The sequence below is a fragment of the Thalassolituus sp. genome, from assembly GCF_034111725.1.
Taxonomy (GTDB): domain Bacteria; phylum Pseudomonadota; class Gammaproteobacteria; order Pseudomonadales; family Oceanobacteraceae; genus Thalassolituus.
The window spans coordinates 1-23,642 of record NZ_JAWUWR010000065.1 but is presented as its reverse complement, the minus strand read 5'-3'; the positions used below and the strand labels follow the sequence as shown (position 1 = coordinate 23,642).

General features: G+C 46.6%; 20 protein-coding genes and 1 riboswitch. Of the genes, 7 read left to right on the top strand and 13 right to left on the bottom strand.

Annotated elements, in window-relative coordinates; translation table 11 throughout:
• Positions 1-215: 215 nt before the first annotated feature.
• Positions 216-3,008, bottom strand: a complete 2,793-nt coding sequence (gene polA, locus UXZ23_RS11170; protein WP_320820654.1) for a DNA polymerase I — start codon at positions 3,006-3,008, stop codon at positions 216-218.
• A gap of 152 nt (positions 3,009-3,160) precedes the next feature.
• Between polA and UXZ23_RS11165 the strand changes: the two genes are divergently transcribed.
• From UXZ23_RS11165 to UXZ23_RS11155, 3 genes are read left to right on the top strand one after another with little or no spacing between them, the layout of a single operon-like run.
• Positions 3,161-3,445 carry a DUF2782 domain-containing protein gene (locus tag UXZ23_RS11165; RefSeq protein WP_320820653.1) on the top strand — a complete coding sequence of 95 codons (285 nt, stop codon included), beginning with the start codon at positions 3,161-3,163 and terminating at the stop codon, positions 3,443-3,445.
• Positions 3,446-3,451: 6 nt separating this feature from the next.
• Positions 3,452-4,402 carry a homoserine kinase gene (locus UXZ23_RS11160; protein WP_320820652.1) on the top strand — a complete coding sequence of 317 codons (951 nt, stop codon included), beginning with the start codon at positions 3,452-3,454 and terminating at the stop codon, positions 4,400-4,402.
• A gap of 55 nt (positions 4,403-4,457) precedes the next feature.
• Positions 4,458-5,576, top strand: coding sequence for a putative zinc-binding metallopeptidase (locus UXZ23_RS11155; protein WP_320820651.1), 1,119 nt, complete (start codon positions 4,458-4,460; stop codon positions 5,574-5,576).
• Between the two features lie 3 nt (positions 5,577-5,579).
• Here the strand turns inward: UXZ23_RS11155 and UXZ23_RS11150 are convergent, their stop codons facing one another.
• From UXZ23_RS11150 to UXZ23_RS11125, 6 genes are all read right to left on the bottom strand, one after another.
• Positions 5,580-6,056, bottom strand: a complete 477-nt coding sequence (locus UXZ23_RS11150) for a hypothetical protein (protein ID WP_320820650.1) — start codon at positions 6,054-6,056, stop codon at positions 5,580-5,582.
• 189 nt (positions 6,057-6,245) lie between these two features.
• Complete coding sequence (locus UXZ23_RS11145; RefSeq protein ID WP_320820649.1) at positions 6,246-6,620, bottom strand: J domain-containing protein; 375 nt, start codon at positions 6,618-6,620, stop codon at positions 6,246-6,248.
• A 196-nt stretch (positions 6,621-6,816) separates the two neighbouring features.
• Positions 6,817-7,665: a choline/ethanolamine kinase family protein gene (locus UXZ23_RS11140; protein ID WP_320820648.1), complete on the bottom strand. Its 849-nt coding sequence runs from the start codon at positions 7,663-7,665 to the stop codon at positions 6,817-6,819.
• Complete coding sequence (gene pnuC / locus UXZ23_RS11135) at positions 7,665-8,306, bottom strand: nicotinamide riboside transporter PnuC (protein WP_320820647.1); 642 nt, start codon at positions 8,304-8,306, stop codon at positions 7,665-7,667. The genes UXZ23_RS11140 and pnuC overlap by 1 nt, the downstream gene beginning before the upstream one ends.
• A 173-nt stretch (positions 8,307-8,479) precedes the next feature.
• A complete protein-coding gene (locus UXZ23_RS11130; protein ID WP_320820646.1) occupies positions 8,480-8,746 on the bottom strand; it encodes a hypothetical protein in 267 nt (88 codons plus the stop codon).
• A gap of 65 nt (positions 8,747-8,811) precedes the next feature.
• Complete coding sequence (locus UXZ23_RS11125; RefSeq protein WP_320820645.1) at positions 8,812-10,899, bottom strand: TonB-dependent receptor; 2,088 nt, start codon at positions 10,897-10,899, stop codon at positions 8,812-8,814.
• 106 nt (positions 10,900-11,005) lie between these two features.
• A riboswitch (TPP riboswitch) is annotated at positions 11,006-11,117 on the bottom strand.
• A gap of 154 nt (positions 11,118-11,271) precedes the next feature.
• Between UXZ23_RS11125 and htpX the strand changes: the two genes are divergently transcribed.
• From htpX to UXZ23_RS11110, 3 genes are all read left to right on the top strand, one after another.
• The gene (gene htpX / locus UXZ23_RS11120) at positions 11,272-12,159 is read left to right on the top strand and encodes a protease HtpX (RefSeq protein WP_320820644.1); all 888 of its coding nucleotides are present in this window, start codon (positions 11,272-11,274) and stop codon (positions 12,157-12,159) included.
• Between the two features lie 157 nt (positions 12,160-12,316).
• Complete coding sequence (locus tag UXZ23_RS11115; RefSeq protein ID WP_320820643.1) at positions 12,317-15,094, top strand: CHASE domain-containing protein; 2,778 nt, start codon at positions 12,317-12,319, stop codon at positions 15,092-15,094.
• A gap of 315 nt (positions 15,095-15,409) precedes the next feature.
• Positions 15,410-16,528, top strand: a complete 1,119-nt coding sequence (locus tag UXZ23_RS11110; RefSeq protein WP_320820642.1) for an acyl-CoA desaturase — start codon at positions 15,410-15,412, stop codon at positions 16,526-16,528.
• A gap of 59 nt (positions 16,529-16,587) precedes the next feature.
• On the opposite strand, the gene UXZ23_RS11105 is transcribed toward UXZ23_RS11110, so the two are convergent.
• Genes UXZ23_RS11105 through UXZ23_RS11095 form a run of 3 tightly spaced genes read right to left on the bottom strand, consistent with a single transcriptional unit; the run spans position 16,588 to position 20,065 of the window.
• Positions 16,588-17,652: an LPP20 family lipoprotein gene (locus UXZ23_RS11105; protein ID WP_320820641.1), complete on the bottom strand. Its 1,065-nt coding sequence runs from the start codon at positions 17,650-17,652 to the stop codon at positions 16,588-16,590.
• A 3-nt stretch (positions 17,653-17,655) separates the two neighbouring features.
• The gene (locus UXZ23_RS11100; RefSeq protein ID WP_015485291.1) at positions 17,656-18,258 is read right to left on the bottom strand and encodes a penicillin-binding protein activator LpoB; all 603 of its coding nucleotides are present in this window, start codon (positions 18,256-18,258) and stop codon (positions 17,656-17,658) included.
• 4 nt (positions 18,259-18,262) lie between these two features.
• Entirely contained in the window at positions 18,263-20,065 is a 1,803-nt protein-coding gene (locus tag UXZ23_RS11095) for a hypothetical protein (protein ID WP_320820640.1), read from the bottom strand.
• A 115-nt stretch (positions 20,066-20,180) separates the two neighbouring features.
• On the opposite strand from UXZ23_RS11095, the gene UXZ23_RS11090 reads away from it, so the two are divergent.
• Positions 20,181-20,969: an alpha/beta hydrolase gene (locus UXZ23_RS11090; RefSeq protein ID WP_320820639.1), complete on the top strand. Its 789-nt coding sequence runs from the start codon at positions 20,181-20,183 to the stop codon at positions 20,967-20,969.
• 59 nt (positions 20,970-21,028) lie between these two features.
• Here the strand turns inward: UXZ23_RS11090 and UXZ23_RS11085 are convergent, their stop codons facing one another.
• The 3 genes from UXZ23_RS11085 to UXZ23_RS11075 form a co-directional block, all read right to left on the bottom strand.
• Positions 21,029-21,292 (bottom strand): YheV family putative zinc ribbon protein, encoded by a 264-nt coding sequence (locus UXZ23_RS11085; RefSeq protein ID WP_320820638.1) that lies wholly within the window; start codon positions 21,290-21,292, stop codon positions 21,029-21,031.
• Entirely contained in the window at positions 21,292-23,352 is a 2,061-nt protein-coding gene (prlC, locus tag UXZ23_RS11080) for an oligopeptidase A (RefSeq protein WP_320820637.1), read from the bottom strand. Before prlC ends, UXZ23_RS11085 begins: the two co-directional genes overlap by 1 nt.
• Positions 23,353-23,519: 167 nt before the next feature.
• Positions 23,520-23,642: IS3 family transposase (locus tag UXZ23_RS11075; RefSeq protein ID WP_320820655.1), on the bottom strand; the 123-nt coding region annotated here is incomplete at its 5' end.

The window sequence follows — 23,642 nt, the reverse complement described above, 5'->3', positions numbered from 1 at the left end:
GTGGACCCAGTCGGTTGCCCCCAAGGGCGACTGGGTCTTTTTTTGCTTATCGTTTGCCAGCTCTCATGAGCGACTGGGTCTTTTTTTTTAAAAAAATCTATCTCGGAGAAGCGACGAGTCGTTTGCCAGCTCTCAAGAGCGACTGGGTCTTTTTTTGCTTATCGTTTGCCAGCTCTCAAGAGCGACTGGGTCCTTTTTTGCCCGCTGATTTTTCTTCAATGCGCTTCATCCCAGTTATCGCCCACTCCTGCTTCAACTAGCAAGGGCACTTTCAATGCAGCGGCGCACTGCATTTGCGTCTTTAATTCGGTGGCTAAAGCTTCTGCTTGATCGGCACGCACTTCCAAAATCAATTCATCGTGTACTTGCAGTAGCATGCGCGCGTCAAAGCCGCTGTCGGGCAGCCAATCGGCAACACGAATCATGGCGCGCTTGATAATATCGGCGGCACTGCCTTGCATCGGTGCGTTAATCGCGGTGCGTTCAGCATGCTGGCGCCGTGCAGCATTGCTGGCTTTGATATCTGGTAAATAGAGACGGCGACCGTAAATGGTTTCGACATAGCCTTGCTCTATTGCTTGTTCGCGGGTGTTGTCCATATAGTCTTTCACACCCGGATAGCGCTGGAAGTAGAGGTTCACATAGTCTTGTGCCGCGCCACGACTAACCCCTAGCTGCTTGGCTAAACCAAACGCCGACATCCCATAAATCAAACCAAAGTTGATCGCTTTAGCGCTGCGGCGTTGGTTGTCGGTTACTTCTGCTTCACTGACACCAAACACTTCTGCGGCGGTGGCGCGGTGAACATCGCGCTCTTCGGCAAAAGCACTGAGCAAGCCTTCGTCGCCAGAAAGGTGCGCCATGATGCGCAGTTCAATTTGGCTGTAGTCGGCCGCGACTAGCTTATAACCGGGTGCGGCGATAAAGGCTTGGCGGATGCGGCGGCCTTCTTCTGAACGAATCGGAATATTCTGCAAGTTGGGATCGGTGGACGACAAACGCCCCGTCGCGGCAATGGTTTGATTGTATGAGGTATGAATACGGCCGGTTTTTGCATTCACCATCATTGGTAGCTTGTCGGTGTAGGTATTTTTTAATTTCGCTAAGCCACGATGCTCGGTAATGATACGCGGCAGTTCGTAGTCTTCGGCCAGTTCGACCAGCACTTCTTCTGCGGTTGATGGTGCGCCTTTGGGTGTTTTCTTCAGAACCGGCAAGCCTTGTTCTTCGAACAGAATGACGCCGAGCTGCTTGGGTGAGCCAAGGTTGAAAACCTTACCGGCTAAATTGTGAGCTTCTTGTTCTAACTGTTGCAACCGTTGCTCAATTTGTTGGCTTTGCTCGTGCAGCATATCGGCATCAATGATGGTGCCGATTTCTTCCATCGCGCACAGCACTGGCATGACCGGCATTTCGATATCGGTGAAGACTTTGGAAAGGCTAGGTTGCTGTTGCAGTTTTGCCCACAGCACTTGGTGTAAGCGCAGGGTGATGTCGGCATCTTCAGCGGCATAGGGCCCCGCGACATCAATGGCGACCTCATTGAAGCCAATCTGCTTGGCACCTTTACCTGCGACTTCTTCGTAGGTAATGGTTTTGTGGCCAAGGTACTTGAGTGACAAGCTGTCCATATCATGTTTGGTGCCGACAGAATCCAAAATATAGGATTCCAACTGCGTATCAAATTCAACACCGCGTAGCTGGATATCGTAGTTGGCGAGCACATGAGCGTCGTACTTCATATGTTGGCCGACTTTCTTTTGCTTTTTGTCTTCGAGTATCGGTTTTAGTTGCGCCAACACGGCGGCGCGGTCTAATTGCTGCGGCGCGCCTTCGTAGTCGTGAGCCAGTGGCACATACGCCGCTTTGCCGATCTCAACGGCAAAAGAGACGCCGACAATCTCCGCTTCTTTATAGTTAAGCGAGGTGGTTTCGGTATCAAAGGCAAATAGCGAGCTGGCTTTTAGCTGGGCAATCCAAGTATCTAAAGCGGCTTGCTCAAGGATGATGTCATATTGGCCTTCAAGCGCGTCTGGCATGACATCGGTAATGATCTCTGCGGCTTCGGTTGGTTTGCCTTTGCTAGCACGGCTCGCCGTACTTTTTGCATTTGTTGTCGTGGCATCAAGGTCTGGATCACTGCTGAGTTCGGCAATCCAAGCTTTGAATTCTAAATCACGATACAGGGCGAGTAGATCTTCTTTGTGTTCGTCGCTGTTTTTGAAATCCGGCAGCGCAAATTCGAGCTCAACATCGCACTTAATGGTGGCCAGTTCCTTCGACAGAAAGGCTTGCTCTTTATGTTCTTCCAGTTTCGGCGCCAAGGTTTTCGCACCACGGAAATCGAGAGTCGCGACCTTATCGAGGTTAGCGTAGATGTCTTCAAGACTACCCAGTCCCGCCACTAAGCCAACGGCGGTTTTTTCACCGACTTTAGGTACCCCAGGAATGTTATCGACCTTGTCGCCCATGAGTGCTAAATAGTCGATGATGTGTTCGGGCGGCACGCCGAACTTTGTTTTTACGCCTTCGATATCCATAAAGGTATCGGTCATGGTATTGATTAGAGCCACGTGCTCATTGACCAACTGTGCCATGTCTTTATCGCCGGTGGATATCACCACATCTTGCTGATGTTGCACCGCTTGGGAAGCCAAAGTACCGATCACATCGTCGGCTTCAACGCCGTCAATAATCAACAAAGGCAGGCCCATGGCGCGGATAATGTCGTGGATGGGCTGAATTTGCTCGCGTAGTTCTTCTGGCATTGGTGGTCGATGCGCTTTGTATTCGCTGTAAATATCGTTGCGGAAGGTTTTGCCTTTGGCATCGAACACCACGATTATCTGTGACTCGGGATAATCTTTATTGAGGCGTTTGATCATACTGATCACGCCTTTAATGGCGTTGGTGTGTACACCTTTAGAGTTGGTTAGTAGGGGGATCGCGTGAAACGCACGAAATAAATACGACGATCCATCTACAAGAATCACAGGGTTTGATGACATGAGCAGGGGTCCTGAGCAAATCGAAAACTGACGCTGAAGTAGGGTTTGGGTACACTAACCGGACATTATTCCAATCTCAATGGTCAAAGTCTGATGAAGACCATTGCAAGATTAACCCAACGAGATCAACCCAAATAGAGGCGCAGTCTAACATGAAGACACCACAACTTCTGACCGCTTTAATCCTCGCTCCGGCGTTACTGTTCGGTAGCGTGGCGTATGCCGCAGAACCGGTAGGCGAGACTGTAACCATTCGCAACGATGGCGATAATACCTATTACGAATATCGTGTTAACGGTCAACTTAGCGAGATTAAAGTCGTACCGAAAGTAGGCCCAGCCTACTATCTCGTGCCGTCGCAACAAGAAGATGGTGATTTTGTGCGCAAAGATAATCCCGATATGCGCGTTCCTAAATGGGTTATTTTCCGCTGGTAATTATTCATGGCCGTTTATACGAAGCTCGCAGACGATGTCGTTGCGTCGTTTTTAACTCAGTATGCAACTGGTTCTTTGATCGCGTTACAAGGCATTAATAATGGTATTGAAAACACCAATTATTTGCTAACAACCGCCAGCGATGAATTTGTGCTGACCTTGTTTGAGCATCATAACGCCGAAGAGGTCGCCAGTTTTGTGCGTCTTGCGCGCCACTTAGGGCAAGCGGGATTAGCGGTGCCGATGCCGTTGGATGATATTCATGGTGTTTGGTTGCATGAACTCAGTGGTAAGCCTGCAATCTTATGTCGACGTTTACCCGGTACGCACCCCGACCAATTGACGCCAGAGTATTGTGCGGAAATAGGCAGAGGCTTAGCGCATTTGCATCTGGCTGCTCAAGATCTACCTCAGCGTCGCGTGGATGAGCGCGGGTTTGATTGGTGGCTAGCGATTGCGCCGGAATTAAAAGCGAATTTATCCGAGACTGACCAAGCGCTTTTAGACGCTGAATTACAAGCTCAAAAAGATGGACGCACTTTGTGGTGCCAGCTCCCTCATGGATGGATTCATGCTGATTTATTTCATGACAATGCTTTATTTTTAGTAGATCAACAGGGTGTGAAATTAACGGCAATTTTAGATTTATATAATGCCTGCGATGGTGCTTTGGCTTACGATTTAGCGATTGTCGCTAATGACTGGTGTCGCGAGAAAAATGGCATTTGGGATAAGGCTCGACTTTCGCCACTATTGGTAAGTTACGAATCAGTGCGGCCTTTCACTATGGCAGAAAGAGCCGCTTGGCCCTTGTTATTGCGCGGCGCAGCACTGCGCTTTTGGTTAAGTCGGTTATTAGCGCAACGTCTGGCCACTCAGCAGGGGCGAACGCTTCCAGCCGATAAAAATCCTGATGAGTATCGTCGTAAATTACAACAGCAACAGCAACAACAGTAATCGTCGTAATTTATTGCCGTAAAACTTTTAAAATATCGATCATATGGATTAATAGATGAAACGCTTTGTATGCGATTGTGGTACTACGCAGTCTCTATTTTTTGAAAGCAGTCGATGTCTTAGCTGTCAGCGTCTTAGCGGCTACTGCTATAAAGAAAATGCTATGCTGAGCTTTGATGAAACAGAAGAGCCGGGCGTCTTTATCGCTCGCGGTGCTCGTTATCAGCAATGCAAAAATTACAGTCATCACCATGTCTGTAATGGCATGATTCAGCTTGCCGATGAGGTCCAACCTAATGGTGAAGCCTTATGTTTCGCCTGTCACTTTAATAGTAATGTGCCTGATTTAGATGTCCCTGAGCATTTACCGCTTTGGCGTAAATTAGAAACCGCTAAACGCCGTTTACTATTCACTTTGCAGTCGTTAGGGTTGCCGCTGCAAGATCGAGAGCAACAGCCAGAAGCGGGTTTGAGTTTTAGCTTTATGGCGGATAAAACGGCGGGTGATCATTTTAATAGTCCATTAGCCGATCAAGAACCTGTGTTCACGGGGCACGCCAACGGCAATATAACGATTAATTTAGCCGAGGCCGACGATGTAGCGCGCCATGCTGCGCGAGTAGCCATGGGTGAGGGCTATCGTACTTTGCTTGGGCATTTTCGCCATGAAATAGGGCATTATTATTGGGATGTATTAATTGCTAGTCACCCCGTACTTTTGGGCGAATATCGTAAAGTATTTGGTGACGAGCGCGCGTCTTATCAAGATGCACTTGATCGCCATTATAAGCGCAGTATGAATGACGATAGTTGGCAAGGTGAGTTTATTAGTCGTTATGCCAGCATGCACCCTTGGGAAGACTGGGCTGAAACTTGGGCTCATTATCTGCATATGCTTGATACGCTAGAAACAGCACAAGTCTACGGTATTGTCACTGAAGCTGAGAACGCCGAAATAATCGACACAAAAGAAATAGCGCTACCGCAAGAAGAACGGTACTACGGTAAAAATTCGTCGATTGGAGATATTGTTAGCAATTGGATTTATTTTTCAGTGGTGCTGAATGCATTAAATCGCAGTATGGGATTACCGGATGCTTATCCGTTTGTGATCAGTGATGCGATACGTGCAAAACTTGCATTTGTGCATCGCACCATTCACAGCGTGAGTTAAATATTATTCGGTGTCGGCGACTTGGCGATACTTCGCCACGCCGGCTTCGATTTGTTCTTGGAACGATTCCACTGTAACGGTTGCTAATTGTTTAACCAACCATCTGCAATACATAGTTGTATCGGCGTTTTGAATTTTATCGAGTTTAACTCGGGTTTGCGCTTTTAAGCCTGCGTCTAGCACAGCGAGGGCTGTTTGCGACTCTTGCCGTTTTGGCTTGGCCGCTTCGCGTGCCAACATAGGTGCCATCGCTAAATCGATTTTTTGTTCATAACGAGCATATTCTTGACGCAGATTGTCGGAAATTTCAGGCGTGTTAGCTATGCAGTGATCAATAATTGGACGCGTCGAATCCTTTTGTGCTTGAGCAATAATTTCAAGGCTCGTTTTAGCAATGCGATCTTCTGCCACGGCAAAGCCACTCAAGCTCATGGCGAGCATAAGAGTAGTGATGGTTTTGCTGTGTTTTGGCGCTTTCATATCTGCATCCTAGCGATAGGGCTTTGTATTAATAATTACTGGTCCGTCTAAATGTTCAGTCGGACATTAGGATCAGTGCGTAGATCATACAAACAAAATAAGATATGGGGAAATAACAGCGTAAACCTTACCCGCCAGAATGACAGGATTGGCTCGTAAGGACGCTAACTCGCTGGCGCGAATAGTCTGTTAGATATGCTCTTTAATGCTAGTGCCTTTGTAATACCCCTCTAACACAAGTTCAAAACGTCGGTCATTGGGTGAGCGCCTTCCGGTTGAGCGTCGCTCTTGCGAGGTGTTTAATTCTTTGCTGGGTTCTATGGTGCTGACCATAGGGGCATCGTCGCCTTCATCTGGCTGTCCTGCCGGCACATATTTTTCCGGTTGATCCAGCAAGAACTGATAAGCACGGCAGATATCTTGAAATAGCAGATGGGCGCTTTCACTGTGTATTTCGTTGCGATCGGGATGATAGGCCATAGCCAAGCGTTTAAATGCCTTTTTAATGGCTTCTTTATCGGCCCCTTCCGGCAAACCGAGAATCGTATAGTAGCGTTTCAGCATAATCACCTTACTCAGTTTGAAGGACGCAATCCTGACCGCTTAACTAAGAGGTTAGGTGTTTATTGTGACTTATACTGTGAAGAAGTTCGCTATTTAAGAGTCGCAAATTGCCTATAATAGGGGATAAAAGATCGCTCAGTCAGTAATGGCCGGTAATTTTGATTACACAAAGATACACTTAGGCGGTTTATGTATCTTAGCGTAAGTCGAGTTCGTGGAGTTGATGACTCAGATCAGAGTCACTGATTAGGCCCTGAACTCGATACCAAAGCACGGTTAGATAGGTGATTTGACGCTTAGCGAATGACCACTCGGCTTTTGAATAAGCCGATTCAGCTACGAGTGCATTTTTATCATCTGCAGATAAGTGAGCGTCTTGCAGGAGCGTCGTTAAATCCCATAGTGGATGGCCTAGCGCGGCGTACTCCCAATCGAGTAACACCAACTTATCGTCGGGTGTATGTATCCAGTTCGGGGTCGTTGGGTCCATATGCACTAAGCAAAGTTGTTCTGTTGGCATCCCCGCTAGAGCTTTTTGCAGTTTCGATTTTAACGTCAGTAGTTCGTGATTAGTGGTATCAATTATCTGCCAGTAGCGTGTCGCTTTAGCGGTGATATCTAAGGTTTTTATATTTAAATCGACGGCTAATTGATGCAATCGCGTTAAATGCTGCGCTAACCTTACAACCATTGCGGGTGTTAGATCGGCTTCGTTTAGCGGAGTACCTTCTACGTAAGGCCTAAGCCAATAATGCGTTGAATTGGGGTTGGAGCGAAACACGACCAGCGGAGTTAAACCTGCCGCGGCAACGTGTTTATGAATGCAATATTCTTGTTCACGATCAATGTCTAACGCGCGTGAGTTTTTTCCTTCAATACGCAAAACGTAATCGCCTTCAGCAAGACGCAACCGATAGCAATCATTGGTAAGCCCTCCTATGATTGGAGTCACCTGTGCTAGCGAAGGCTGATAACGACAAAATGACCAGTCTCGCCAGTCATTTAAAATAGTTTGTAGAGCTTCGTCGCCGCTGCTTCGAGTCATTAGTGTGCCGTTGCTACATTCGAATCTTCATTTGTTTGTTCGTTAAATTGTTTGCGCCAAATGAACCAACCTATGGTGGCTAGCAGCAGGTACAGGGCCATTAACAATGCCGTGAGGTACAGCTCGCGATCAATGTATAACACGATAGCCGCAGCGTCGATAACAAGCCAATAAAGCCAATTCTCCAGAACTTTCCGCGTTACCATCCAAGTGGTAAGGATAGCTCCCCAAGTTGTAAATGAGTCTAGATAGGGCATTACTGCACTGGTGTTTTCACTGAGTAAATAGCCGCTGCATAGACTAACCGCTAATACTGCGCCAATCGCGATGGCGTGTTGGTTGAACGTCCAGCTCTGTATTGCTAGGGATTCATTGCTAGAGTTAGTACCTCTATTCCACGCTACCCAACCATAAATCGCCATCATTAGGTAATACACATTAAGCGCGGATTCCATCAGCAGGCTAACATCAAAAAATAACCAGCTAAATATTGCTGTGCTGCCAAAGGCTGCATACCAGCACCATTGGCTTTGTTTCATTGCGAGCAGCAAATAGGCGACACCGAGGATAACCGCGATGGTTTCCCAATGGCTCATGGTCGCAGCGTAGTTGACGGCGCCTGCGATGATGGTGTCGAGCATGTTGGTATCCTTTTGTGTGTTGCGTTGATTCTATCTTGGTCGATGCTAGGCATTAGCTCTAGGTATCAATGCCTTGATTGATGCTAGGCGGGACGCAGCAAGTACATCCTTGTATGCTCAGCTGTGCCATCCATGGCACAGATGCCCGCTGCGCATCAAACTAATGGCATACCTTATCCGTGCGGGTTCAGCGCTGGATCTAAATTCACCCCAATAAATTTGCAGACAAAAATCGCTTTGCCGAACGTTTCCCAGCTTAGTTTCATTTCATCGCGCAAGGTGTTCATCACTAAGTCGTGATCACCGAATACTTGCGTGCTCATAGTATTGGTAACCACTGTTAAACCATCGATGACATTTAGGCGTTCGATGAAGGTTTTGATCGCCGGAATATAATCATCCGCGAGTGGGTATTTACTGATTTCGACCGAAATTTCCATGCTTTGCTCCTAGCTCGTTATTATTGGTTGGGCGTTGCGATGCTCAGCCCAACCAACCCATATTTCTAAAAACGATACGTGCCTTCAATACCGACTAAGCGCGGTTCGCCATATTGTACGTAGCGGTCGGTCTCATAAAAATTACGTGGATCATTACCAAATCCACCGAAGCCGCGCACTTCGTAGTCACGGTTGGTCAAGTTGCGGCTATATAGTGCTACTGTGTAATGGTTCCTATCATAGGCAAGGCGTGCATGCCACAATACATAGGCTTTTGCTTTTTCATCATGGCTATCTGAGAAGAAATAAGCGTCTTTCGCTTCGCTCTCAATTCTTATACTTAAGCCATCTAACAGCTGTGCGGTTAACGCCGTTGCTAGGCTATTTTCCGGAGCATGCGCTTGAGCGCGGCCATCTTTGTTAAATTTACCGTCATCAGTTTGGTATTGGTAGTCAATAAACTCTGTTTTTAAATAGCCGTAGCTGACCATCCAATTTAATGAGGGTGTGATATTCCAATCGCTTTCTAGTTCTAAGCCATAATTGCGACCTTCGGCGGCGTTAGCTAAATAATCTTGAAAGGTTAGGCTGTTGTCGTCGTTTTGAATGGCGTAAGAACTTTTAACCTGCTGGTTTTTACGCTGAATATAAAAGGCCGCAATACGAGTGGTTAATTCATCATCTAGCAAGCTGGATTTTAAGCCGATTTCAGCGGTGTTATTAAACTCAGTATCGAATTCACGATTGTCTTCAGAGATATCAGGGTCGGTATTAATCCCCCCAGATTTATAGCCGCGAGCCAATGAACCATAGAGCATTTGGCTTTGAGTTAGCAAGGTTTCAATAGTGATCTTGCCACCAATTAAACCTTCGGCGGTATTACCGTTAATACCATTGCTGTCTTGGTAATCGTTCTCCCAATGTTCAAAACGTAAGCCGCTGATAATGCGCGTATTGAGCGAAATGTCGGAGCTTAATTCGCCGTACACCGCGATGGCTTGGCTATCTAGTGTGCTGGTAAATGGCGCGCTTAAATAGGTGTAGCTACGTTTTAAGTCTTCATTGCGCTGCATTACATAGATACCGGCCACCCAGTCACTGCTGTTATTGATTAACCGCCCAGTCGGACCGGATAAAAAGCGGATGTCGGCGGAAGTGCGTTGATAGTCACGCAGGTACTGGTCGAATGAGCTGTATTCCCAATCTGGAGCAATGCCAACATAAGCCCAATCTTCGTCGTAGCTGTACTCACTATCGTTCCAGCTCCCGGTTAATACGCCTTCAAGTTGCACATCGCTGTTTAATCGTGAATCAATTGTTAGCGCGACGGCTTGAGTCTCTTGGCTATCCCGCCCGGGTTGATCAGAGAGAGTGTTGCGGTTTTTATCCAAGCTAAACGCATCGTAGCCATTGTCGATATCGGCATAAAGGTAAGTTAAACCGAGATCGGTATCGTCACTGAGTTGATAAGCTAATTTACCGCGGGCAACGATTTCATCGAGGTTATTGGTGTCGTCACGATTTAAATAGGTATTGTCGATATAGCCGTCGGATTGAAAGCCTTGTACTGCAAGTCGGCCTTGCAGGTTATCGGCCAAGCTGCCGGATACTGCACCGCCCAAACCATAACTATCGTAGTTGCCTAAGCGTGCCTTGATATAGCCTTCTGATTCTTTGCTTGGGTCGTTGCTACGAATATTGATCATGCCAGCGAGGGCGTTAGCACCAAAGCGCGTACCTTGCGGACCGCGCAGAACTTCCACTTGCTGCACATCAAACAGGGTGGCCGCTGAGCCAAGGCCGGTCATGTCGATACCGTCGATCATTAAACCTACCGAAGGATTAACGGGATCAACGAATTGGCTGCGTTCGCCGATACCGCGAATTTGAAAATAGCGGCCACGGGATGCGCCCGAGGCGAAGTTCACGTTGGGTGCGAAACTGAGTACTTGTTCTAGGTGCTCGGCAGAGCGTGCGTCTATTTGCTCGCTGCCAACAACCGTTACGGCTTCAGGAATTTGTTGCACATTGGTTTGGCGAAAGTCAGCTTCAACGACCACAGTGTCTAATTGGACATCGTCGGCAGCAGCATAAGAACTACCAGTAATAGCTAATATGAGCAGTGATAATTGTGTATTCAGGCGGGTATTCATTGGGTCTTTCCTTTTAATAAAACAAGGGAGACCCGGCGTCTGCGTAGGGGCGAGCTGTGTCAGTTGTTTAACTAAGGCAGCAACGCCAACAAGCGAAGTGTGAGTAAGCGAGCTTACTCCCCATTCCTACGCCGGTACTAACCGGATCAGGTTCTAGGGGTTCGCTATTGCATCTCAGGCGTTGGAATCTTATTCCGCCACCACCCCCTGGGTTCGAGTTCGCATGATACTGGATTTAGGACGCGAATAACACGAGCTATCATCACGTTTTTTTACACTTCAAAAAGCTTGAATCTCGGGATAAAAACCGCCATTTAAGCCATCATAGTAAAACTGATTTTTAACCAATATCATATGATGGGAGAAGCAACCATGTTGCGCATCGTTTTATTCTTAGCCACTAACATAGCGGTTGTGTTTGTGGCCAGCATTACCCTCTCGCTGTTAGGCGTAGGGAGTTATCTTGATTCCAGTGGTTCCGGTATCAACTTAGGCAATCTTTTGGCCTTCTGTCTGGTATTCGGTATGGTCGGCTCTATTGTCTCGCTGCTAATCTCAAAGTGGATGGCGAAACGATCAATGGGCGTTCAGATCATTGATAATCCACATAATTCAGGCGAACAATGGCTCGTTAGTACCGTGAAAGAGCTGGCTGATAAGGCCGGTATTGGCATGCCAGAGGTCGGTATTTTTGAATCATCCGCTCCCAATGCGTTTGCTACCGGTTGGAACCGCAACAATGCCTTAGTAGCGGTTTCTACTGGCTTGCTACAGCGCATGGAGAAAGAAGAAGTGAAAGCCGTGTTGGGCCATGAAATCGGCCACGTTGCAAATGGCGATATGATTACGCTGGCCTTGATTCAAGGGGTGGTTAACGCCTTTGTGATGTTCTTTGCTCGTATCATAGGTAACTTCGTTGATAGGACGGTGTTTAAGAACGAGAACGGCCCAGGTATCGCATTCTTTGTAACCACTATCATCGCTGAAATTGTCTTGGGTATTTTGGCTTCAACGATTGTTGCTTGGTTTAGTCGCCGTCGCGAATTTCGTGCCGACCAAGCGGGTGCAGAGTTGGTCAGTCCGCAAGCTATGGCTGCAGCGTTGATGCGATTAAAAGAAACCTACGAGCAGCCAAGCGAATTGAATGGCGAGCTGGTGGCTTTTGGTATTCGTGGTGAAGGCAAGCTCTCCGCTCTTTTCTCAACTCATCCACCGCTAGATGCCCGCATCAATGCCTTGCGTGAACGTTATGGACGCTGATTTTTAGGCAATCTGGCGATACGAATGAAACCCGGCTTAGGCCGGGTTTTTTCATTATTAGGGGGCAGAAAGGGTATCTAAATATGGCTTAAGTACAAGGTCGCTAGATCTTCTATGGTGTCTATACTGCAAGTATAGTCATCATCGGACCTCGTAAATGCAGAGGAATTTTCTTCATTTTATCCTCGCAGCAATCGGCTATTTCGTCGCTGGACGCATAGGGCTAGAGCTCGCTATACCTCCTGGGTTTGCCTCTGCAGTATGGCCTGCAGCTGGTATAGCTTTAGCTTCTGTTATTGTTTTAAGGCGTTTACCAGCGCTGCTCGGCTTAGGTGTTGGCTCATTTGTTATTAACTTAGGCATATCCAGTGGCGGCTATGAAAACATAGCGTTTGCCACGATATCCCCAGCAGTCCTCATTGCCTTCGGTGCGATGATGCAAGCCGGAGTTGGATGTGTATTGTTCTCGCGCTTTGTAGGGAAAGTCGAGTTTTTAAACACACCAATGCGAATTCTAGGGTTTGTGCTTCTAGTGATCATGCTGGGATGCATGGTTGCAAGTACCGTTGGCGCTTTGACCTTATTTTTTGCAGGATTTATTCCTATTTCAGCTGTGTTGTTCACTTGGATAACTTGGTGGGCGGGTGATTCGATTGGCATTCTAATCATGACGCCGCTTCTTCTTGTGCTAGCCGACAATGAACAGCGTTTTACTCTGGTACGGAAGTTCCAAATAGCAGTACCATCTTTTACGATGCTCATCATAGTGTATGTCATATTTCTTAAGTCGATTAATTATACGGATCAAGAACATAATTTGATTATCCGTTCTCATACCGATGAATTTTCGCAGAGAATTCATGAGCGACTTAGAATATCGGAAAATAAGCTGGTTGCTTACTCTGCTTTCTTTAACGCGTCTAATTTTGTATCTCGTACGGAGTTTGATCAATTTTCGGCTGTAATCTTAGATTCTGATCATGTGTTTTATGGTTTGGGTTGGACGCCTGTTCTCAATCATCAACAGAGAATCGAGGCTGAAATAAATATACGCAAAGAAGGTTTTCCTTATTTCCATATGACTGAATTCTCTTCCGATGGCTCTTTGGTTCCGGCTGGGATTCAGGAAGAATATGCTCCAGTACTTTATATATATCCATTTGAACAAAATAAGAAAGCATTCGGACTAAATCTATTAGCTAATCCCGCGCGTAAGGAAGCACTAATGAGAGCAAAAGAGATCGGTAGGGCTGTTGCTACTGCTCCGATTACTCTCGCGCAAGAGAATAATCAGCAGAAGGGACTGATTTTATATTTACCAGTTTTTTTAAATGAAAAGTCCAATCATGAGTTTTCTGGCTTTGTGAGCGGAATTTTGCAACTGGATGGAATACTTGGAAATATATCTTCTGAAGCGAAAGTACGTAATTTGTCATTTAATATTATCGATGAAACTGATTCTGAGAACATCATTTATTTAACGAAGTCGGATGATAAAATATTAGAGGGATTTGAACTAAAAAATTATTACACGGCATTTGGTGAGCGTAAATATCGTATCGAAATCTATGCAAATGAGAACTTCAACTTCGGCGACAGAGATTGGAGTAGCTATGTTATTTTGACCGGCGGTTTTCTATTCATTGCCATGTTTCAGATGTTTCTATTATTAATAACAGGCTCAGTCGAGCACGTTCAGCGATTAGTTGACCGTCGAACTCATGATCTGAAATTAGCAATGGATCAGGCTAATGCCGCTAATAAGGCGAAATCTGATTTTCTATCGAATATGAGTCATGAATTACGTACGCCTTTAAATGCAATTGTTGGTTTTATTAATCTTTGCTTGAAAACACCACTTAGCCCGAAACAGCGAGACTATTTGAAAAAGTCAGCACTCTCTTCCAAGACCTTACTATCACTGATTAATCAATCACTAGATTATGCGAAAATTGAGTCAGGTAAGTTGGAATTAAATAATAAAGCATTTTCTTTATCGGAACTCATTAATAAATTGAATGCACTATTTTCATTGCAAGCAGAGAGTGGAAATGTCGAGTTCGAGTTCTATTTGGAAGGTACGATTCCAGGGTATCTAATCGGCGATGGGTTACGCGTAGAACAGATCTGCTTGAATTTGTTGAGTAATGCTTTTAAGTTTACCGAACAAGGCGGTATATATGTGAATCTTCAATATGATGATTCTCAGAGTGTGCTAACGATAAGCGTACGTGATACTGGTATTGGTATTCCCAAAGATCAACTAGAACAAGTATTTGAAGTCTTTAAACAGGCTGATACGTCTACTATTCGTCGTTTTGGTGGAACTGGATTAGGTCTTAGTATCAGCCGAGAGTTAGCTATTGCCATGGGGGGCGATATTAAAGTTCGCAGTACGGAAGGCGTGGGAAGTGAATTTTTTACTCGTTTAAAACTGTCAGCCGTGAATGGTGCTCAGCTTATTAGCCAGCACGATATTAAGCTAGAGCCAACAGAGGTTATGTCTGAGCATTCTAGTGTGGAGGACGATGGAGTAGCGAATGATGGTCGTAGCGATAGTAAATCGTTAGAAAATATTCGAATTTTACTCGTTGAAGATGTGGTAATTAACCAAATATTAGCGCAGGAAATACTGCAAGAATTTGGCGCTATTGTTAGCATTGCAGATAACGGTAAAGTAGCGCTGGAGATGCTTGATCGTCACGGTGCCTATGACCTTGTACTCATGGATATTCAGATGCCCATTATGGATGGCTTTGAAGCAACCGAGCGTATTCGTCAAAATCCAAAATATGCCGACATGCCAATACTTGCTATGACGGCCAATGCAATGGATATAGATGTCGAGAATTGTCTCGCTATCGGTATGCAAGGACACATATCTAAACCGATTGATATCATGATTTTGATGAAAGAAATTCGAAAAAATATTTAAATTTGAGTATGAAGATCCGATTCGGCTATAAGTAAATGGTACGGTAATACCAATACAATTATTAAAATATAAGTGCCTAAGATTCACTAATGGTCCCGGATATTTGCTTCTAAGTTTTATCTGAACTGTAGTTAAATAATTGTAGTTGCTTGTTTTTTAAGACTTTTTCAATCCCACTTGAGCCTGACTGCGCTGGCCTTACTTAGTTGGTGACATACTTCATTCAAACCAGCTTAAAAATCGATATTGGACATTCCCTAGCACAGAGTTAAGACTGCTCATCTAAAGCACCACGTCGCTTATTAGGGAGCTGTAATGATTCGCCAAGGTTATCCGTCACCTGACACTTTGTTGTCATTCGAACGCCAGTTAAATTCGATTCGCGAAAATGCCGTGAGTAAAGTGGGTCAGCAGGATGCTGATTATATTCGTCGTGTTATCCGGATTCAAAGAGCAAGCGCCCTCTTAGGGCGAGTGATCATGGTGTTGGGATTTTTCTCGCCAGTGTGGTGGTTGTTAGGCGTTGCATTGTTGGGGCTCGCAAAAATTCTCGACAATATGGAAATTGGCCATAATGTTATGCATGGCCAATACGATTGGATGAATGATCCGCATATTAACTCGCGTCGCTTTGAATGGGATATCGTTGGCGATGCCGATTCTTGGAAGCGTGTGCATAATTATGAACATCACACCTATACCAATATTATTGGTAAAGACCGTGATTTTGGTTACGGTATTCTGCGTTTGAGTGATGACTTACCTTGGCGGCCTAAAAATCGTTGGCAGATATTTTCGTATGCGGCACTGAGTTTATTATTCCAGTGGGGTGTTGCTTACCACGAGGTTGCAGGCGAGCGTATTTTTGTTGGTAAGCCGAAGAAAGATAGTAAGTTGCCGATTGCACGTAATCAATTAAAGAACGACTTTTTCCAGAAGATCCGTAAGTCGACATTTAAAGATTATGTGTTTTTCCCGTTAGTTGCAGGTTTAATTGCCGGAGCGCCTATGATTTTAGCGGTGTTATTAGGTAATGCTATCGCCAATCTTATTCGTAATGTCTGGACATCGACAGTTATTTTTTGCGGTCATTTCACTGAGGATGTTCATACCTTCAATGAGGCGGACTGCGAAAATGAAACCAGAGGACAGTGGTATTATCGTCAAATATTAGGATCTTCGAATTTAGAAGGACCTACTTGGTTTCATATTTTGACCGGACATTTAAGCTGCCAGATTGAACATCATTTATTTCCTGACGTACCTGCTTACCGCTATCGTGAAATGGCTAAGCAAGTTCGCCAAGCCTGCGCAGAGCACAATATCCCTTACAATTCGGGATCATTTCTCAGCCAATATGTGACCGTGGTGCAACGTATTTGGAAGTATTCTTTTCCAACCAAAAATACGGTTGCTGAAAGTCCTGCAAGTTAATAAAAAAGCCCCCTCAGGCGGTTGAGTCCGGAGGGGGCTTTTCGTTACTTTAAGCTGAATTAGCGTAAACGAGTGACTAAGCTCTGCGCTAACTCGTCAGCTAATAAATCCGCGACTTTTTCTGACGCTTTCTGCAGTGCTAGTTGTTTAATTCCTGATACGCCTTTTGCTTGTTTGCTAAAGGTGCTGATGACCTTTCCTTGATCGTCACGCAAGATTACCCGACTGTTAGCAAATACGTATTGGTTACCTTCTTGTTCACGAGTATCTAATTGTGCACTGACTTCAAAGGTTAAGTCGGCATCGGCGCTATCATTTAATCGTAAACCTTGTGCCGTTAAAGCTTCGATCAAGCCTCCACGCATTATTTTGGCGCCATCATCCAAGAGTACGAGATGTACTTGCAGTTCTTTTAAAGCATTTAAAATGGCATCACGATAAGCGGCCAAGCCAGCATTTAAGGCAGGACGACGGCGTTCTGGGCTAATCAATGCGTATTGATCGGCTAATTGCGCGCGTTTAGCAAATTCGGTGAGCGCAGGTAGACGCTGTTGCAGTTGCTCCAGTCGGCTTCCATCCGCTAACGGCGTCGCCGCCATGGTATTAAGCTTTACTTCGACATCACTGATCTGCTGTTTAATGCGCGCCGCTGCCGCCAGACGATCAAGCTCTGCCAGTGCATAGGCATACTTGTCGTCGACGTAGGTTTTTACAATTGCAACTTCGTCCAGCTCGGCTTTTGGAATTTGACTTTTTACCACCTGACTGAGCGTTTGCTGCACGCGACTAGATTCGCCATTTAAGCGGAATTCCGTTGTGTCGTTGGTGTTTTGGCCGGTTACGGTAACTTTGAGTTGGCTAACCAAGTCGGCCCGAGCAAGTTCGCCCGCACGCTGCACTGCTTGCGTCGGATTACCGTAGATATCCATGCTGCCGATACCATAAGCCATGCCACTGCGTTGCGGTGGCTGGGTCGTCCAGGCTGGTAGGCTGCTGGCTTGGATATGATCGTCGGGAACAATACTGATATCCGACTTGTTGGTCGCACAGCCGTTTAGCATTAGTCCTGATACAGCTAAGGCCATGTACAAGGCATGGCGTTTAACAGGATGTGAAATCGTCATGAATTAGAGTCCGAATTTCGATTTTTCCTGAAGTTTCTGGATCTTCTTCTGGCCGTTCCAAACTTCGAGGTTGGATTCCATATCAATCAGTTTCATATCGACTTGATAGAAAGTGACGCGCTTTTTACCCACTTCATCGACGATGGAGTTGATGCTGCCAGACAGGGCGAAATCAGCGGCTTTTTCTTGGCCTTGCTGTTTGGCATCGGCAGAGTTCAGCTCTTGATCTTTGCGCTCTTCACGTAACTCTGTGCGTTCTTCACCACCGGCCACAAAGCCTGCTTTACCCGAGCGAATGACGGCGCGTTTGATGTCGTTTACAAAGGTGTCGATGGCAATATGTTCGGATGATTTATTGCTAATACGCTGAATAATCACAGTCGGACGACGGTTATTGCTCATTTCAAAATCACGCGCCCATGGAAAGGCCATCATGTCGGTAATCATTTCGTTGGCCACCAGTTCTGAGTCTTTGGCATTCCAGCGATCTGACAAAGCGATCTCTTCACTGGTATCAACACGAGATACTTTAGTGGCGCAGCCACTCATAAATACGGACGCGCCGATAACGGTTGCGGCAGTAACGATTGAAAGACGTTTTAGCATGACATTATTCCTTTGATGGCAATGATCTGGTTGGTTTCTTTTCACTCACAATAGCTTTGTCATCATTTGTTGGTGCCGGTTCAGCAGCGCCGCCTGAGACAGTTCGTTGCGGTGGTTTTGTCGTGTTTGTTGATGGCGGCGGCATTGTCGCTGCACTTGTTCCTGCGGCCATTGAGCGCACCTGCCAAAGTTCAATATCGCCCGGCTTTAGGGTGAAGCGTTTACTGTCTCGATAATGTTGCCCGTTTTTGATGTCAGAATCGAGGCTAACTTGGTGTTCTCCGGGCTCTAAAAAAACGCGGCTAACGCGAATATTGGCTGGTAGTAGTAACCAGCTACGGGTCTCGGCGGCATCGGTTAGCTGCGCCGCTAATTTTCCTGCAAACGCTAAAAGCCCGGAACTATCGCCACTGCCGATTGAGGCTGCCGTAATGGCTTTCAATGCCGAACGCGCCAGCGCTAACTGAATATCTTTGCCGGAACGTACGATCTGTTCTTGTACCGCCATTTGCTCAGGACTGGCGGCTTCTAGCATGGTCCACGATGCTCCATCGCTGCTTAATCGCGTGCTACCGAGTATCTGCGGCGGCGAGTAATAGGGCACGGTAATGCGCATAGAGTTGCCCACTGCTTGCGTTAAGCCGATGTTCTCGGCTTCGCGATACAAGGGACCGAGCGCAACGGTTTTGGTAAACAAGCGCAGTTCGTTGTTACGTATTGCGTTTAAATAGGCAGTGACCAGTTGGTATACGCTCTTATCAGCATAAAGTAACCAGAACCAAGCCAGCTGATCGGCTTCGTAGCCGACAAAATAGGGCCGAATATTGAGTGACTTCAGGTTTGGATTAACCGATAACTCCAAGCTCATTTCTTTGCGTTGAGACACTAAGCCTTTGTGTTCGATAACGATGAGTTGCGCTTTGCCATCGAGAGTATTCAGCTCGTCTTGGCGTACTTTTGATAAATGTTTTTTGGCGAGCTGGCGCCACTCGTTATCGTAGCCGCCTGCGGTGCGCATCATGCGTACTGTATCGAACCAAGCTTGCTCTTCCATTCCTTCTGCTAAGCGAAACTGTTTGGCGTAGCCGCTGCCGTAACTTGTTGCTGCGGTTTGATAGCTAATACGTGCGTCGTCGTACTCGCCATTCATTTCAAAACTCAAGCCCGATAAATAGTGCGCCAACGCATCATCGCGGTAGAGGAAATCGTCGTTATTTACCCAGTTGCCGAGTAGCAGTTCGAATATACGCATGAGCTGATTAAAGGTTTGTTCTTTGGCGTCGCTGGCTTGCTGATATGTCCCTAAACGAGTCTTGAGGTCGTTTAAACGAATAATCAGGCGTCGGGCTTCAATGCGTGCGCCCTCAATAGCATCGAGACGTTCATTGCGAGTAAGTGCTAACTGCGCTAAACCAAAGTAGTTCAGTGCCTTGTAGTAATTGATTAATACTTTTTCGTAGTCGGCGCCGCCATAAGGGCCCTGGCGCGGATTGGTCATTAGCGTATAAAACGAGTTAGACACGCTGATGGTATCAAGGCTTTCGCTGATTTGTGCGGCGCGCTCAAGTAGGTCGTTGCTAGCCGCGTAGTCGCCTTGTAAATGCTTAAGCACCCCCAGCTCGAGGTGATACAAGAGACGATCATTACCGTCGGGAGTTAGGCTGCTACTAATAATGGCTTCGGAGCCAGCATAATCGCCTTGTTCAGCCTTCGTTAATGCGCCTTGAATACCTGCACCATAGGAAGCACAGCCTGTAATGCCTAGGCTTGTTAGCAGTAGTAGTGATAGTAAGGGGGCGAACTTCACGATCGATCTCCATGCGAATACCATCGAGTGTATCGGCTGAATTCAATTTTCGCTATCTTGTGAGCTTAATGAATAGGTATTTATAGATCATTAATCACAACAAGGAGACATCCTCATGAGTGCTTCTGGAAAGCAGCCCGTCGTATTAGTTGCTGGTACATTTTGTTATCCCGAAGCTTGGGATGCGATGAAAGCGGAATTGGAACAACGTGGCTTTGATGTGTATGCGCCCCCTCTGCGTTATCACGACCTTCCTTTACTGGAAGGCTCGCGCAAAATGGCCGAGGTCAGCTTAACGGATTACAGCGATGATTTTGTTGAACTGATTATGACCCTAGATAAGCCGCCGATTATTATCGGTTGGTCGATGGGAGGCTTGATTGCGCAATTGGTTGCGCAGCGAGTTGAGCACGCAGGGCTTGTGTTGCTATCGCCTGCTCCCGCCGCGGGTATGTTTGCCCTGTATCCAAGCATGCTGAAAGTATTCCAACATCACTTCGCGCGCTGGGGTTTTTGGCGTAAGCCCTTGATCCCTGAATGGGAAACCTTTGTTTGGGGAACGGGGCACTTAACGCCTAAGCCGTTAGTGATCGAAATGTTTGATCAATTAAAAGCTGAATCTGGCCGCGCTTATTTTGAAATGTCGATGTGGTTTTTAGATAAAACCAAAGCGAGCAAGGTTTACCCCGAGCGTATTAAAGGCCCGGTACTGGTCATTGCTGGTGAGTCTGATCGGATTGTTAGAACCCCGATTAGCCGTCGTACCGCAGCACGTTATCCTAAGAGTGAATTTATCGGCTTAGTGAATATGGATCATATTTTGGTAGCGGGTGAAGGTTTGCAGCGGGTGATGGGCAAACTTGATCCTTGGCTGGCAGCGCATGGGTTTAATGCGGAAAGCTAGAATTTCACGGATTAAAAATAGCGACTGAGTTTATTCAGTCGCTATTTGAAATTGCTTAATTACTTTTTCGGATCTAATCCCAAAATCCTAAGCGGCTGCTCACCTTCATCGAGAATGGCTTTGCCATCCGGTGTTACGCGGGTAACAATCTCTTTTGCTTGATCTTCGACCGCCTGTTCGCTGGTGGTTTGGCTATAACCGCAACTCACGCATTCGCGAACTTCTTCGCCTTCGTCGTTGGTAAACATCACGGTTTTATCCATTTCTGCGCATTTTGGGCACACGGCCCCAGCAATAAAGCGGCGTTTTCTTACGGTTGTCATTACGCTGCTTCCTCGCCCAAAATTCCGCAGTGACGCAGTAACGGCTCCACCGATGGTGCACGGCCACGGAAGTTTTCGAACAGCTCAGCGGCATCACGGCTACCGCCTTGGCTTAAAATTTCACGCAAGAAGCGTTCGCCGGTTTCGCGGTTAAAAATGCCTTCTTCTTCAAAACTTGAAAACGCATCGGCACTTAATACTTCGGCCCATTTATACGAGTAATAACCCGCGGCATAGCCACCGGCAAAGATATGGCTAAAGCTGTGTTGGAAGCGGTTGAACTCGACCGTTGGTACAACAGTAACGCTCTTACGCACGTCGGCAATAATGGTTGCCGCATCCACTGGGTTAGCGGCGGTATGTTCGCGGTGCAAGCGCATATCGAAAATCGAGAACTCGATTTGGCGCATGGTCATCATGGCGCTTTGGAAGTTCTTCGCGGCCAGTAATTTATCCAGCAATTCTTGTGGCAGTGGTTCGCCGCTTTGGTAATGGCCAGAAATAAAGGCGAGCGCTTCTGGTTCGTAGCACCAGTTCTCCATAAATTGGCTTGGCAGCTCAACCGCATCCCAAGCAACGCCGTTAATACCGCTAACCCCAGCAACGTCGATTTCGGTCATCATGTGGTGTAACCCATGACCAAATTCGTGAAAGAGCGTGGTTAATTCATCGTGGGTTAATAGTGCTGGCGTATCGCCGACCGCTGGGGAGAAGTTACACACTAAATAGGCAACCGGGGTTTGCACGCCATCTTGGGTAGTACGACGAATACGGCAGTCGTCCATCCACGCGCCGCCACGCTTTTTCGCACGGGCGTATAAATCGAGATAAAAGGCTGCGATTTTTGCACCGTCTTTATGCACTTCAAAGTAACGGGCGTCGGGGTGATAGGTATCGAAGTCTTTAATCTCAACAAATTCAATACCATACAAACGCGTTACCGTTTCAAACATACCTTTGATGACGGTATCGACCGGTAGGTAAGGGCGGATATCTTCTTGCGAGATGCTGTAGCGTTGTTGGCGCAGCTTCTCGGAGGCGAAGGTAATATCCCACGGTCTTAATTCAGTTAAGCCCAAAGTCTCGGCGGCATAGGCTGTTAATTCGGCAAATTCACGCTCAGCTTGCGGCTTAGCTTTGGTCGCTAAATCATCTAAGAAATCCAACACTTCTTGTGCCGAGCCAGCCATTTTAGTGGCAACCGAATATTCAGAGTAGTTTTCGAAGCCCAGCAACGTAGCAAGTTCGTAACGTAAATCGAGAATTTCGTTCATCACGGCGCTGTTATCAAACTCACCAGCATTCGGGCCTTGCTCTGATGCGCGCGTAACAAAGGCGGTGTAAAGCTCTTGGCGCAACTCGCGGTTATCGGCGTAGCTCATGATCGGCATATACGACGGGAAGTCGAGGGTGATGACATAGCCCTCAAGATCGCGTTGTTTGGCTTGCTGTTGTAATAAACCAAGGGCGCTATCAGGTAAACCGGCGAGTTCGCTCTTGTCGGTGATTTGCTTGCTCCAAGCTTGGGTCGCGTCCAATACGTTTTCACCAAACTTGCTGGTCAGTTCGGACAAACGTTTTTGGATCTCGCCGTAACGGGTTTTCTTCTCGCCGGATAAATCGACACCGGCCAAACGGAAATCACGCAGTTCGTGTTCAATCGAGGTTTGTTGCGCTTTCGATAGGTTGGCAAATTCTGGGCTGTTGCTCAGAGCTTCAAAGGCTTTAAACAGCTCGGTATTTTGGCCGATTTCAGTGCTGTATTGGCTCCATAATGGCAAGCAGGCATTGTAGGCATCGCGCAGTTCGTCGCTGTTCTTTACACCATTCAAATGGCCAACTGGCGACCAAGCTTGGCTTAGCTCGTCATTCCAAGCTTCCAACGGCAGCACCAAGGATTCCCAGGTTGGGTTAGTAAGGCCTTGCAGCAAATGATTAATGCGCTCGCGGTTGGTGTTTAGGCGTTGCTCGATTGCAGGCAGAACATGCTCAGGCTTGATGGCAGAAAACGGTGGTAGGGCGTGCTCTTGCAGTAACGGATTGGATGACGAGTTCGACATGATTAGAGATATCCCTCAGAACGAGTAAATAGGTTGGAAGCGCCCATGTGCTTGGTAACGATACTAGGGCGTTGAGTAACGATACAGTGATTATTTGGGGTAAATACTCGGAATTCAAGCATAGGTGCAATGAATCGCTCCAAAGCGACTGAATCGCCCCTAGTTATCTAGACACCCATTTGGTTCAAAAAATAATCCTTTTCATAGTCCCTTGGCGACAAGTCATTATTATTACCATGGCGACGCGTGGAATTATAAAACAGCTCAATATAATTAAATATATCTGCCTT